The organism is Phyllobacterium sp. (assembly GCF_037994425.1).
Lineage (GTDB): Bacteria > Pseudomonadota > Alphaproteobacteria > Rhizobiales > Rhizobiaceae > Phyllobacterium.
The window spans coordinates 1-13,942 of sequence record NZ_JBBNAM010000393.1 but is presented as its reverse complement, the minus strand read 5'-3'; the positions used below and the strand labels follow the sequence as shown (position 1 = coordinate 13,942).

Below are 13,942 nucleotides of genomic sequence, written 5' to 3'. Positions count from 1 at the left end.
TCGTGCAGGCGGGCGACAGGAAGATCGGCGATACGGGCCAGCGCGTCGGCGAGCCATACTTTCGGGTCCACGTCGTTGAGACGACAGGTCGTGATGAGGGTGAGCATGACGGCGGCACGATCGGCCCGCGCTGGGAACCTGCGAAGGTCCAGTTGCGGCGCCCGAGGGCCATTTCCCGTTCATTCTGCCCATGTTGGTCAGGAATTGGAAGTTCATTATCGTTGGCATCCGTATTTCGGCCGCAAGGTCAGCGTTCGGCGGGTAGAGCATCGAGCAACGGGCCAATTTCTTAAGGTGTTAGGTCCGTCAGGTTCCGTCGTTTCGATGGCTGCCTGGATGCTTGATCCGGTCGTTTGCGCCAGCATGACGTTGGGTGCGCCACAGGTCGAGCTGCTGGCATTGTCCGAATTGAAGAGGCTGGTCACGGTCGTCGCTGCTCCGTCAAACTCCAGACGCGATGATGGATTCGCACGGGAGAAAGTCGATGAAACAGCACGCCGCGCCCGCTTTGAACTCGGGCAGACAGATGAACCTGATATTCGAACCCTGCCGGATAGACGGGATGAACGAAACGGACCGGATGAAAGTCGTTCTGACGCTTGCCTGGATCCTGATGCTGGCCGCCGGCATCCACATAGAGGAGCTTGCCGATGACAAGCGCTGATCTTCCGGCGACCGTGCTCCAGCGCAAGGCGGTCGTGTATGTTCGCCAGTCGTCGCAGTCGCAGGTCATGACCAACCTGGAAAGCCAGCGGCGCCAATATGATTTGGTCGACATCGCACGCAGCTACGGCTTTGTCGACATCGAGGTCATCGATGATGATCTCGGGCGATCCGCGAGCGGAACGGTAGCGCGGCCCGGTTTCGACCGTCTGGTCGCCTGGCTCTGCGCCGGAAAGGTCGGTGCCGTCCTGTGCTTCGATGCCTCGCGGCTCGCGCGCAACGGGCGCGACTGGCATCATTTGCTCGAGCTATGCGGGCTTGTCGAAGCCCGTGTCATCGATCATGACGGGGTGTACAACGCTTGCCACCCCAATGATCGCCTCCTCCTTGGCATGAAAGGCAGTATCAGCGAGTTTGAGTTGGGTGTGTTGCGGGCAAGGATGCTCGATGCTGCCAGGTCGAAGGCACACCGCGGCGAACTGCGGTTGTCGGTTCCGTTCGGTTATGTATGGCATCGCGAGGCAGGCCTGGGATTTGATCCCGATATTCGTCTGCAAGAGGTGATCCGGCTTATCTACGCCCGCTTTCGCGAGCTTGGCAGTGCCCGTCAGGTGTTGTTGTCGATGCAGGCCGAGCAAATCCACTTCCCACGACCTGCTGACGAAGGCCGCATGACGAACTGCATCTGGCAGCCGATACGCTACCGTAATGTGATCAGCGTGCTCAAAAATCCATTCTATGCGGGCGTTTATGTATATGGCAAAAGTGAGAAGCGCACCTCAATCGTTGAGGGGCGAGCGCGGCGGACCTACGGACATTACAAACCGGCGGGCACCTGGGAGGTGATGATCAAGGATCACCACGAAGGTTACATCGACTGGGAGGAGTTTGAGCGCAACCAGAAGCAGTTGGCGCTCAACGCCTACGGTCGCCAAGATGGCGCAAAGTCAGGCCGCGGGGGCAAGGCGCTCTTATCAAGTCTTCTGACGTGCGCCCGTTGCGGCCAACGTCTGAGTGTTCGCTATAGGGGCGGTCCGATCAGCCAGGCGGTCTACCGCTGCGATAGGGGTAGCCTGGCTGGGCTGCCTTGTTGTATGACCTTCGTGTGGCGCGGGCGTTCCGGGTTCATTGGTTCCCCTGAGAGGAAACACCGCCAGTAGGCCGGCGAGGATGAGCAGCGTTAGAAGCGCTGCGATGAATAAGGTCTGCAAGTTCATAAATGTCTCCAGTTGACCTTACAACCAAGTGCCATGGGCAAAGGTTCCATCGCCGCCGCTCTGCTTTTCCCAACGTCCCGAGATGTCTTTTGAGTCGACGACGTAGCGAAATTGCCCGCTTGGATACTCGTTCCGAGGTCCGCTCCAACGCGCGGCGGCAATCGCAGAAAAGGTAAACTGACTAATGACTAAGGTCAGTTCCGGCAAGTCAAAGGCATTTTGTGGCCGTTGATACCTATTAGTCAATTGGCGGAGAACAGGAGACGAAATCAGTTGTTTCTAAGAATTCGAATTTAAAAGAGCAAGTAAGTGATTGAATCTACTTTTCTGGACAAAAAAAATGCAAGGCTTTCGCCTTGCATTTTAAGATCGCGTCCGACCTGATCCACTTGCGTGGCGGCTGCGTATTACCGCGCCACAGGTCACATCCTCCCAAGACTTTGACCGCGTAGGAAAGCAGAATTTTTCTTACTTTCTCCTTATGCCGAAAAAAATAGCGGACTGCCTGCGAAATGTCACGAAAAATATTCGTTGCCATCGCATTTTGCTTACATTTCCGGCAGGATCATGAATCTTCGATAAATCAGTACCTTCTTCTCCGCTGCTTACGGGTTTCCAATCAGATACGAAGCAGTTAAGAAAACGCTGCTGCTTGTCTTCTTCAATCTCCAAGGAATGCAGCAAGATTTGGTGAGGCGCATGGTCCTTCCCAAAAATCCAGCACGATTTTTGGACTTATGCGCTACTTTGCACTTGGTTTCGCCTGATTCTTAAAGCACTCAGGCTGTGTTCAATTTGGTGATCTTCAATGCGGCTTTCCCGGTACTTTTTGCCCATCCTTAAAGAAAACCCCAAGGAGGCGGAAATCGTCTCCCACCGGCTCATGTTGCGCGCCGGCCTGATCCGTCAGGAATCGGCCGGTATTTACGCATGGCTGCCGGCGGGACTGAAAATTCTCAACAAGGTGAGCAATATCATCCGCGAAGAGCAGAACCGCTCCGGCGCCATCGAACTGCTGATGCCGACGCTGCAGTCGGCCGATCTTTGGCGCGAAAGCGGTCGCTATGATGCTTACGGCGATGAGATGCTACGTATCAAGGATCGCGGCGAGCGCGATATGCTTTACGGTCCGACCAATGAGGAAATGATCACCGAGATCTTTCGCGCCTACGTCAAGTCTTACAAGGACTTGCCGCTCAATCTTTATCATATCCAATGGAAGTTCCGCGATGAACGCCGCCCGCGATTCGGCGTCATGCGTTCGCGTGAGTTCCTGATGAAGGATGCCTATTCTTTCGATCTCGACTTCGAGGGCGCAAAAGCGGCCTATAACCGGATGTTCGTCGCCTATCTGCGCACGTTCTCGCGTCTTGGCATCCAGGTGATCCCGATGCGCGCCGATACGGGCCCGATCGGCGGTGAACTCAGCCACGAATTCATCATCCTTGCCGATACCGGCGAGAGCCAGGTTTTCTGCGATCGCGCATATCTCGACCTGCCCGTGCCGGGTGCCGATACCAATTTCGACAACGACGCCGAAATCGCCGATATCGTAAAGCGTTGGACGACACCTTATGCAGCGACCGACGAAATGCACGACGAGGCCGCCTGGGCTAAGGTTGCAGCGTCTGATCAGCTTGCCGCGCGCGGCATCGAGGTCGGGCACATCTTCCACTTCGGCACAAAATACTCCGAACCGATGGGCGCAAAGGTCAGCGGCCCGGATGGTAAGGATCACCTTGTGTCGATGGGCTCCTACGGTATTGGCCCCTCGCGCGTGGTGGCGGCGATTATTGAAGCTTCGCATGATGAGAACGGCATTATTTGGCCGAAGGCCGTGGCGCCGTTCGGTGTCGGCATCGTCAATATGAAGCCCGGCGATGAGGCTTGCGATGCCGTCTCGGCGAAGGTTTACGAAGCCCTGACCAAAGCCGGTCTTGACCCACTGCTGGACGACACCGACGATCGTCCCGGTGCCAAGTTCGCGACGATGGACCTCATCGGCCTTCCGACCCAGGTCATTGTCGGCCCGCGCGGCGTCGCTGCGGGCGAAGTCGAAATCAAGGATCGCGCGACGGGCGCCCGCGAGACGCTCAGCGTCGAATCGGCGATCAACAAGCTTGCAGGACCCCATGAGTGAACAGACAGTCACTGCGATGACCGGTTCCAAACCGTTCTCGGCATATGAGCGGATGATTGCTTGGCGCTATCTGCGTGCGAGGCGGAAGGAAACGTTCATTTCGGTGATTGCCGGGTTTTCGTTCACCGGGATCATGCTCGGCGTCGCCACCCTGATTATAGTCATGGCTGTGATGAACGGGTTCCGCAGCGAACTGTTGACCAGGATTCTGGGTATCAATGGCCACCTCATCATGCAGCCCGTGGACCGGCCGCTCGACGACTACGATGCGGTAATCAAGCGTATCGACGCGGTTTCAGGTGTCTCCTTCGCCATACCGGTGGTCGAGGGCCAGGTTCTGGCGAAGGGCAATGTCGGCGCAGGCACGGGCGCCCTCGTGCGCGGTTTGCGCGAGGAGGATATCTCCAAGCTCAAGCTTGTTGCGACGAACGTGCGGCAGGGGACGTTCGAGGGATTCAATACGGCTGGGGGCGTAGCAATAGGCACGCGCATGGCTGAAAATCTCGGACTAAGCCTCGGCGACAGGCTGACCCTGATATCCCCGGACGGCGACGTGACCCCGCTTGGCATGGCGCCACGCGTCAAGTCCTATCCGGTCACCGCTATCTTCGAGATCGGCATGTCGGAATATGATGCATCGATCGTCATCATGCCGCTCGAGGAGGCGCAACTCTATTTCAATCAGGAAGGCAAGGTTCAGTCGCTCGAAATCTTCGCCGACAATCCCGACAATATCGACGCGCTCAAGAAGCCGGTCGAGGACGCTGCCCAGCGGGAGCTCATGCTGACGGACTGGCGCCAGCGCAACCAGACGTTCTTTTCCGCCCTGCAGGTGGAGCGAAACGTCATGTTCATGATCCTGACATTGATCGTCCTCGTTGCGGCGCTCAATATCATTTCGGGGCTGATCATGCTGGTGAAGGACAAGGGACATGATATCGCCATCCTCAGGACCATGGGCGCGACGCGCAATTCGATCCTGCGCATTTTCCTGATGACCGGAGCCGCCATTGGCCTGACGGGTACGATTGCCGGCGTGGTCCTCGGTGTGGTTGTCTGCCTTAACGTCGAACGAATCCGGGAATTCTTCTCCTGGCTGTCCGGAACGACTCTGTTCAATCCGGAGCTCTATTTTCTCAGCACGCTGCCCGCGAAGATGGACTTCAACGAAACGTTCTCGGTCATCCTGATGGCGCTGGTTCTGTCGTTCCTTGCCACTCTCTTTCCCGCATGGCGCGCAGCCAAGCTCGATCCAGTTGAAGCCCTGAGGTACGAATAGATGGCAGCCGGTCCCATTCTTCAACTGACGAGCGTTGGCCGTCGGTACAATGAGATCGACCGCGAGCTTGTCATCCTCAAGGATGCAAATTTCGTGCTCGGGAAGGGGGAGATGGTCGCGCTCGTGGCGCCGTCCGGCGCCGGCAAATCGACACTTCTGCATACGGCAGGGCTGCTGGAGCGCCCTGACAGCGGTGACGTGATCCTTGCCGGAAGGTCATGCGGATCGCTTTCCGATGAAGAACGCACCGCGATCCGGCGCAATGATATCGGCTTCGTCTACCAATTCCATCATCTGTTACCGGAGTTTTCGGCCCTCGAGAACGTGATGATGCCGCAGATGATCCGCGGCATGAAGCCTAGGATAGCGTCTGAGCGCGCTCAGCAGCTCCTGGACTACATGAAGGTTGGCGCCAGGGCATCGCACCGTCCGAGCGAGCTTTCGGGTGGCGAGCAACAGCGTGTGGCGATAGCGCGTGCTGTTGCAAATGCGCCCCTCGTGCTCCTGGCGGACGAGCCGACGGGCAATCTCGATCCAGTCACCTCATCCTACGTGTTTGAAGCTCTGGAGGCGCTCGTGCGTCAGTCCGGGCTTTCTGCCATGATCGCCACGCACAATTTCGAGCTGGCTCGTCGTATGGATCGGCGTGTGACCCTCAAAGACGGCAAGATCACCGATCTTTGACGGCTCGGCGCCCTCGCCACCATTTACCTTCCATTAAGATTTCGCAAACCATAGCGCCAACCCACGATTTGGCAGGCTTGACTTCAGAACATAAATAGAACAAAACATAGACATAGAGAGAACCAAGAAGGGTTTTACCGATGAGCGAACTTTTCCAGGACGTCATGTCATTCGTTACAGTCAGCCTCTTCATTGCTACGTTTGCAATGTGGGTCAGCGTCATCTGAAGACATCGGAGATCGCGTGAACGAACGTTACCCCCGCGATCTCCTTCTATCCACCGTTGAGGTTGGGCGAAGCTTCAAATCAGGTGGACACCGCGTAGCGCATGTTTGACTATGCCTTGGCGGTGAATCAGCTTCTCCGTTAGATATCCGGAGAAAGACAATTGGCAGACGGGCAGGGTAACAGCGGCGGCAGCAACGCAAATGCGCAGGCGCTGCGATTCGTCCACTTAAGGGTGCACTCGGCCTATTCCCTGCTTGAAGGCGCGTTGCAGGTGCCCAAGGTCATCGATCTTGCGGTATCCAGCAAATTTCCGGCGATTGCGATCACCGACACCAATAACCTCTTTGGTGCGCTTGAGTTCGCGCAGAAGGGTTCGAAGGCAGGGTTGCAGCCGATCATCGGCTGCCAACTCGACATTGCGTTTCACGATCAGGCCGAGGAGAGCCGCAGCGCCAATCGGCGCGAGGCATTAGGACTTGCCCCGCTGGTTCTGATTGCCGCAACGGAGGCAGGCTACGGCAATCTCGTTCGCCTTGTCAGCCGCGCCTATCTCGAAACGCCCGCCGGCGATCCCGTCCATATCGCATCCGCCTGGCTGCCAGGCCTGACCGATGGCATCATCGTCCTGACAGGCGGCCCGGATGGCCCGATTGCCAGATCGATCAAGGAAGAGCGCCTCGATCGGGCCCGCCAGCGCCTGGCATATCTACGGTCGCAATTCGACGATCGACTCTATGTCGAATTGCAACGCCATGCCGGCTATGACCGTGCCCTCGAGGCTGCGCAGGTCGAGCTTGCCTACGGCCTTGAACTGCCGCTGGTGGCGACCAACGATGTCTTCTTCTCGAAGAGTGATGACTATGAGGCGCATGACGCGCTCATGGCCATTGCCTCGGGCTCGCTGCTTTCCATCGACGACCGGCGCCGCCTGACCCCTGACCACTATCTCAAGAGCGAACCCGAGATGGTGGCGCTTTTTGCCGATCTGCCAGAAGCCATCGAGAACACTGTCGAGATTGCGCTGCGTTGTTCTTATTACCCGAAGAATCGCGCTCCCATCCTGCCGCGGTTCACCGGCGAAAGCGACGACCCCGAGGCAGCTTTCCAGGCGGAGGCCGACGAACTCGCGCGGCAGGCGCGGGAAGGCCTCGCTCGGCGCATCGAGTCGCAAGGGTTGGCGGAAGGCCACACGCCGGAACAATATGCCGAGCGGCTTGAGTACGAGATTTCAATCATCACCCGGATGAAATATCCGGGCTACTTCCTCATTGTCTCCGACTTCATCAAATGGGCAAAGGCCCATGATATTCCGGTCGGACCAGGTCGCGGATCGGGTGCGGGCTCGCTCGTCGCCTACGCGCTGACGATTACCGACGTCGATCCGTTGCGTTTCTCGCTGCTGTTCGAGCGCTTCCTTAATCCTGACCGCGTGTCGATGCCGGACTTCGATATCGACTTCTGTCAGGACAGGCGCGACGAGGTGATCCGCTATGTTCAGGGCAAGTACGGCCGCGATCAGGTGGCGCAGATCATCACATTCGGTACCTTGCAGGCGCGCGCGGTGTTGCGCGACGTGGGCCGTGTGCTTGAAATGCCCTACGGTCAGGTTGACCGCCTGACCAAGATGGTCCCCGCCAATCCGGCAAATCCTGTTACTCTCTCGAAAGCGATCGAGGATGAACCGCGTCTTCGCGAAGAGCGCGACAAGGAGCCGGTGGTCGAGCGGCTGCTCGACATATCGCTGAAGCTCGAGGGACTTTATCGTCACGCCTCGACCCATGCTGCCGGCATTGTCATCGGTGACCGACCATTGTCGGAACTGGTACCGATGTACCGCGATCCGCGCTCGGACATGCCGGTCACGCAGTTCAACATGAAGATGGTTGAAGAGGCGGGACTGGTCAAATTCGACTTCCTCGGCCTGAAAACGCTTACGGTGCTCCAGACCGCGGTCAATCTCGTCAAGCGGCGCGGTATCGACGTCGATCTTTCCAATCTTCCGCTCGGCGACAAGCAAACTTACGAAATGCTTTCACGCGGCGAAACGGTTGGCGTGTTCCAGGTTGAAAGTACCGGCATGCGCAAGGCGCTGATCGGGATGCGGCCCGACCGGATCGAGGATATCATCGCGCTCGTCGCGCTCTATCGGCCGGGGCCGATGGAAAATATTCCAACTTATAACGCCCGTAAGAATGGCGACGAGGAGATGGCATCGATCCACCCGAAGATCGATCATCTGGTCAAGGAAACACAAGGCGTCATCATCTACCAGGAACAGGTGATGCAGATCGCGCAGGAAATGTCGGGCTATACGCTTGGCGAAGCCGACCTCTTGCGGCGCGCCATGGGGAAGAAGATCCGTGCGGAGATGGATCTCCAGCGGGTACGCTTCGTCGATGGCGCGGTCGAGCGCGGCGTGACCAAGCCGCAAGCCAATTTCATTTTCGATCTTCTCGCGAAGTTTGCCGATTACGGCTTCAACAAATCGCATGCTGCAGCATACGCCATCGTGTCGTTCCAGACGGCCTATATGAAGGCGCACTATCCGGTCGAGTTTCTCGCCGCCTCCATGACCTACGATATGTCGAATACCGACAAGCTCAACGATTTCCGGCGGGAAGCCGTCCGCCTCGGTATCGAGGTCGTGACGCCTTCGGTCAATACGTCCTATCGGCTGTTCGAAGTCGGTGAGAACCGGATTTACTATTCGCTTGCGGCCATCAAGGGTGTCGGCGAGGCGGCTGTCGACCATATCGTCGAAAAGCGGGGCGCTACACCCTACGCCAGTCTCGAGGATTTCTGCCAACGCATCGACCCGCGCGTCGTCAACAGGCGCGTCTTCGAAAGCCTTATCAATGCCGGGGCGTTCGATTGTTTCGGCCGCGAGCGACCCGCTATGATCGCGGGTCTGGATCGTATCATCGGTCATGCGCAGCGCACCCAGGAAGACAGTTTGAGCGGGCAGGCGGATATTTTCGGCGGCATGACGGCCGGCGCGCAGACCCTGCAATTGCCGGCGGCAGCGCCCTGGCTTTCGGCGGAGAAGTTGCGGCGCGAGTTCGAGGCGGCGGGTTTTTACCTCTCGGCGCATCCTCTCGACGAATATCGGCCCATCCTCGAAAAGCTGCGCGTGCAAACCTGGTTGGAGTTTCAGGCCGCGGTCAAGCGCGGTGCCAATGCCGGGCGGCTCGCCGGCACGATTACCGCCAAGCAGGAGCGCAAGACGAAGACCGGCAACAAGATGGGAATTATCCAGTTCTCCGATTCGTCCGGTCAGTTCGAAGCGGTGCTGTTTTCCGAGGCTTTGTCACAATATCGCGATCTCCTCGAACCAGGTAAATCTGTCGTGGTAACCGTCGGCGCCGAGGACCGCCCAGAAGGCATCAGCCTGCGTATTCAGACGGCGCAATCGCTGGAGGATGAAGCGACGCGCATGCAGAAGGCATTGCGCCTTTATATGCGCTCCAGCGCGCCACTGACTTCGATCGCACCATATCTTGCGCCCCAGAACGACGGCCAGGTCGTCAGTCTTGTCCTTATCAAGGAGAATGGTGCGACCGAAGTTGAAATCGAGCTGCCCAATCGCTATCGGGTCGGGCCTCAGGTCGCGAGCGCCATGAAGGCCATTCCCGGCGTCGTTGAAGTTGAAATGGGTTAGGGGGCGATTCCTATTCCAGTTCGTCTGGTCGAGCTTTGGGTGACGTCCTGATCCTGCCGAAAGTGTAGCCCGTCTCGACGGCATTGTTGCCGAACTTGCCGCGCAACTTGTCGATCGCACCCTCCGCGACGGCGCGTTTGGTGGCCTGAACATCGACCAGATCCATTGGATCCGCCCGCCCGTCGTCGCTGAGATCGCTTACCCCGATGCCGATCAAACGGAACTTCGTTCCGTCGATTTCCTTTTCAAGGAGCGCGGAGCCAGTGCGAAAGATTCGGTCGGCAAGCTGTGTCGGGTCGGCAAGCTGGCGATTGCGGGTGCGTAGCTTGAAGTCACGTGTTTTGAGTTTGAGAACGATGGTGCGCCCGGCGATGTCCGCTGCTTTTAGGCGGCGAGAGACTTTTTCGGACAGCGAACGAAGAATGGGCACCAGCTCTTCTTTGGAGGCAATGTCCTCGTTGAAGGTCGTTTCCGCCGACACGCTCTTGCTTTCGCCATCTGGCTCGACGCGGCGCGTATCAAGTCCGCGCGCGAGTCTGTAAAGCCGTTGGCCCATCGTGCGGTAGGCGGCCATGAGGGGGCCAAGTTCCATGGTCTGCAATTGGCCAATGGTGCGGATGCCGTCCTTCTCGAGCGTCGCTGCGAATGCCTTGCCGACTCCCCAGATCATTGTTACCGGTTTATCAGCAAGAAAGCTGACGGCTTCTGCCGCTCCGATAATGGAAAAACCGCGCGGCTTGTCGAAGTCAGAAGCGATCTTTGCCAGGAATTTGCAGTAGGAAATGCCGACGGAAATCGATAGTCCGATCTCGCGTTCTACACGGCTCGAAAACTGCGCCATTACCCGCGCCGGCGGATCGTGGTGCAGACGTTCCGTACCCGACAGATCAAGGAAAGCTTCGTCGATCGACAATGGTTCGACCATAGGGGTGAGATCGCGCATCATCTGGCGAATCTCGCGGCCGACCCGGACATATTTCTCCATGTCGGGCTTGATGACCACCGCATGCGGACAAGCCTCGAGGGCTTTGAACATCGGCATTGCCGACCTCACACCATGGATGCGCGCAACATAGCAAGCTGTTGATACAACACCACGTTTCCCGCCACCAATTATGACTGGCTTATCGCGCAATTCAGGATTGTCGCGCTTTTCGACCGAGGCATAGAAGGCATCGCAGTCCACATGGGCGATGTTAAGCTGGTAGAGTTCCGGGTGGCGGAGCAAGCGAGGGCTGCCGCAAATGTGACAGCGCCGCCCCTCTGACCGCTGAGCGGCCAGACAGTCTCGGCAAAAGCCATATCGCGGATCGTTGAGGGAGGCCATAGCGCTCGGAACATAAAAGGAACATCGCGAGCTTAGCGAAGGCGCCGAGTCCACGCAATACGGCGCCCTCGATTGTGAACCGTTTAGATCTCGTGCTGGCGACCACCTGGAAGCAGAAGGAGTGCTTCCTGAAAACTTGCGGGATCAGTTCCGCTGGCTTCGCAAAATTGCAACAAGGTTGGCTCATGCCCAAGGTAGAATGACAGGACACCGGCAAGGAAGCCCGGCTCGCTGGCCGCTGCGCGGATTTGGTCGGCACCAATGCCTGTGAGAGCCAGAAAACGTGAAAGCAGTTCGCTGTCCTCCGTCAGAAAAACCAGCGCATTGATTGCCAGTTGCTGTGCATCGTCAAAATTGAGCTGGTTTTTCATCTGGGTATTTTCTCTGAAGCTGTAACCCGCAGGCCTGACTTTTCCACTTAGCCAACAACCACATTTGGTTGAATATGGTCAAAAGAAGATGTTGAATAAATCCTTGGTTAAACATGATCGACAGCATATCTGGATAGGTGCGAGGAGTTACCTTTTCATCAATCATCCGCCGATATCAAATGTATCCTCGGAGCGGGGCTGCTGCCTGATCTTTGTCTCATAGAATTCGGCGGGTGGCATGCGTCTATCGAGCATGGTCAACAGGAATTTGCCAATGGTGAAGAAAGTCATGATCGTCGAGGACAATGAGCTGAACATGAAGCTCTTTCGCGATCTCATTGAAGCCAGCGGTTATGAAACCATTCGCACGCGAAACGGGCTGGAGGCACTCGATCTTGCGCGTGAGCACCGGCCCGACCTCATTCTCATGGACATCCAGCTGCCCGAAGTTTCCGGGCTTGAAGTCACCAAATGGCTCAAGGCAGACGACGATCTACACGTCATACCGATCATCGCCGTCACGGCCTTCGCGATGAAGGGCGATGAGGAGCGTATTCGGCAGGGTGGTTGCGAGGCTTATATTTCGAAGCCGATCTCAGTGCCAAAGTTCATCGAAACCATAAAGTCTTATCTTGGCGACGCGTAACCGTCAGTTCGGAGTAGTGAAATATGACGGCCCGCATACTTGTCGTTGACGACGTCCCTGCAAATGTGAAGCTGCTGGAAGCACGGCTTAGCGCGGAATACTATGAGGTTGTAACGGCTACGGACGGATATGCCGCACTCGATATTTGCGAAAACAGCAATGTCGATGTGATCCTGCTCGATATCATGATGCCCGGCATTGACGGCTTCGAGGTTTGCCGCCGGCTGAAATCGAGGCTGTCGACCGCCCACATACCGGTCATCCTCGTAACCGCCCTCGATGGCGAGAAGGATCGCATCACCGGGCTCAATCTTGGCGCGGACGACTTCCTGACCAAACCGGTCAACGACCTGCAGCTTCTTGCACGGGTAAAAAGTCTGGTACGCCTCAAGAACCTAACCGACGAACTACGGCTGCGGGTTGCCACGACGCGCGACGTCGGCCTTGAATCAATTCTCCGGTTTCCCGGCGGGGAAGGCATATCCAAAAATGCGCGCGTGCTTCTGATCGACGAGCGTCTCGAAAGCGCCGAGCGAATCCAGTCGATCCTGGGGTCGGAGGCGGTCGTCGACGTGCAGATCGACCCGCAGACGGGCTTCTTTGATGCGATTCAGGGCAACTATGATTGCCTGATCATCTCCTCCAATTTTTCCGATTTCGACCCGCTTCGCATCTGTGCCCAATTGCGTTCGCTCGATAATACCCGCTCGCTTCCGATTATCCTTGTGGCCAGTCCCGGTGAGGAGGCGTTGATTCGGCGGGCGTTGGAGCTCGGCGTGAACGACTATGTGGTGCGACCACTCAATCCCAACGAACTCTTGGCCCGGTTGCGCACGCAATTGCGGCGCAAGGCCTATCACGACGGTCTGCGCGCGAGTGTCGTCAAGACCTATGAAATGGCCGTCACGGACAGCCTGACCGGTCTGCACAACCGGCTTTATCTCGAAACGCATCTGGCGACGCTGTTCAAGCGTGCCGTTGAACGCCGCCGACCGCTTTCGATCCTCATGACGGACATCGACCGGTTCAAGCTGATCAATGACACGCACGGCCATGATGGGGGCGATGAAGTCCTGCGCGAGTTCGCCAAGCGCCTGCGTCGCAATGTTCGCGGTAGCGATCTTGCCAGCCGCTATGGCGGCGAGGAGTTCTTCATTGTCATGCCGGACACCGACGTCGCAATAGCCGCCATCGTTGCCGAACGCATCAGGCGTGAGGTCGCTTCGATGCCATTTTCGGTCAACAAGAATGGCCTCAGCGTGCCAGTGACGATCAGCGTTGGCATTGCCAGCGTGCTGCCGAAGGGCGACAGCGTGGCTGATCTCCTGAAGCGTGCCGATGATGCGCTCTACGATGCCAAGGCGGCTGGCCGCAACCGGGTCGTCTCAGCCGCCGCTTGACGAAGCCGCAAAAATAAAAATGCCGCCCGAAGGCGGCATTTTTGTTGATCGGAACAACCAGGATTACTTGATCTTGGTTTCCTTGAATTCAACATGCTTGCGCGCGACCGGGTCATACTTGCGGAAGGACATCTTCTCGGTCTTCGTACGGCTATTCTTGCTCGTAACGTAGAAGAAACCGGTGTCAGCGGTCGACAGAAGCTTGATTTTGATATTCGCAGCCTTAGCCATTTCAGTTTACCTGTTCTGATTGTTGAGGACCGCTATTCAAATCCAGCAGCGTGGCTATAAGCGGAAATTCGGCCGGACACTTAACCGAATGGGGCGAA

The 13,942-nt window shown here is 57.3% G+C and carries 11 protein-coding genes and 2 pseudogenes; 8 read left to right on the top strand and 5 right to left on the bottom strand.

The features are described 5' to 3' along the window. Positions 1-172 (bottom strand): annotated as a pseudogene (locus AAAB35_RS26185) (transposase domain-containing protein); the annotation flags it as partial. A gap of 312 nt (positions 173-484) precedes the next feature. Here AAAB35_RS26185 and AAAB35_RS26180 point away from each other — a divergent pair. The 6 genes and pseudogenes from AAAB35_RS26180 to dnaE all read left to right on the top strand — a co-directional run bounded on the left by AAAB35_RS26180 (position 485) and on the right by dnaE (position 9,869). Beyond that, positions 485-664 carry a hypothetical protein gene (locus AAAB35_RS26180; protein ID WP_340671266.1) on the top strand — a complete coding sequence of 60 codons (180 nt, stop codon included), beginning with the start codon at positions 485-487 and terminating at the stop codon, positions 662-664. Further along, positions 651-1,766 (top strand): annotated as a pseudogene (locus tag AAAB35_RS26175) (recombinase family protein); the annotation flags it as partial. The gene AAAB35_RS26180 and the pseudogene AAAB35_RS26175, both read left to right, overlap by 14 nt. 922 nt (positions 1,767-2,688) lie before the next feature. Next, complete coding sequence (proS, locus tag AAAB35_RS26170; RefSeq protein WP_340671265.1) at positions 2,689-4,020, top strand: proline--tRNA ligase; 1,332 nt, start codon at positions 2,689-2,691, stop codon at positions 4,018-4,020. After that, positions 4,013-5,299: a lipoprotein-releasing ABC transporter permease subunit gene (locus AAAB35_RS26165; protein WP_340671264.1), complete on the top strand. Its 1,287-nt coding sequence runs from the start codon at positions 4,013-4,015 to the stop codon at positions 5,297-5,299. The genes proS and AAAB35_RS26165 overlap by 8 nt, the downstream gene beginning before the upstream one ends. Further along, complete coding sequence (locus AAAB35_RS26160; protein WP_340671263.1) at positions 5,300-5,983, top strand: ABC transporter ATP-binding protein; 684 nt, start codon at positions 5,300-5,302, stop codon at positions 5,981-5,983. A 388-nt stretch (positions 5,984-6,371) separates the two neighbouring features. Continuing rightward, a complete protein-coding gene (gene dnaE / locus AAAB35_RS26155) occupies positions 6,372-9,869 on the top strand; it encodes a DNA polymerase III subunit alpha (RefSeq protein ID WP_340671262.1) in 3,498 nt (1,165 codons plus the stop codon). A 10-nt stretch (positions 9,870-9,879) separates the two neighbouring features. Here dnaE and AAAB35_RS26150 read toward each other — a convergent pair whose 3' ends face one another. The 3 genes from AAAB35_RS26150 to AAAB35_RS26140 form a co-directional block, all read right to left on the bottom strand. After that, positions 9,880-11,196, bottom strand: a complete 1,317-nt coding sequence (locus AAAB35_RS26150; RefSeq protein WP_340671261.1) for a DNA polymerase IV — start codon at positions 11,194-11,196, stop codon at positions 9,880-9,882. Between the two features lie 83 nt (positions 11,197-11,279). After that, entirely contained in the window at positions 11,280-11,567 is a 288-nt protein-coding gene (locus tag AAAB35_RS26145) for a DUF3572 domain-containing protein (protein ID WP_340671260.1), read from the bottom strand. Next, positions 11,545-11,733: a hypothetical protein gene (locus AAAB35_RS26140; protein WP_340671259.1), complete on the bottom strand. Its 189-nt coding sequence runs from the start codon at positions 11,731-11,733 to the stop codon at positions 11,545-11,547. Before AAAB35_RS26140 ends, AAAB35_RS26145 begins: the two co-directional genes overlap by 23 nt. Before the next feature lie 108 nt (positions 11,734-11,841). Here AAAB35_RS26140 and AAAB35_RS26135 point away from each other — a divergent pair, with 108 nt between their 5' ends. After that, positions 11,842-12,213, top strand: a complete 372-nt coding sequence (locus AAAB35_RS26135) for a response regulator (protein ID WP_008122893.1) — start codon at positions 11,842-11,844, stop codon at positions 12,211-12,213. A gap of 23 nt (positions 12,214-12,236) precedes the next feature. Then, entirely contained in the window at positions 12,237-13,613 is a 1,377-nt protein-coding gene (locus AAAB35_RS26130; RefSeq protein WP_340671258.1) for a PleD family two-component system response regulator, read from the top strand. A gap of 63 nt (positions 13,614-13,676) precedes the next feature. On the opposite strand, the gene rpmG is transcribed toward AAAB35_RS26130, so the two are convergent. Continuing rightward, on the bottom strand, positions 13,677-13,844 hold the full coding sequence (rpmG, locus tag AAAB35_RS26125; RefSeq protein ID WP_008122896.1) for a 50S ribosomal protein L33: 168 nt from the start codon (positions 13,842-13,844) through the stop codon (positions 13,677-13,679). Between the last annotated feature and the right edge of the window lie 98 nt (positions 13,845-13,942).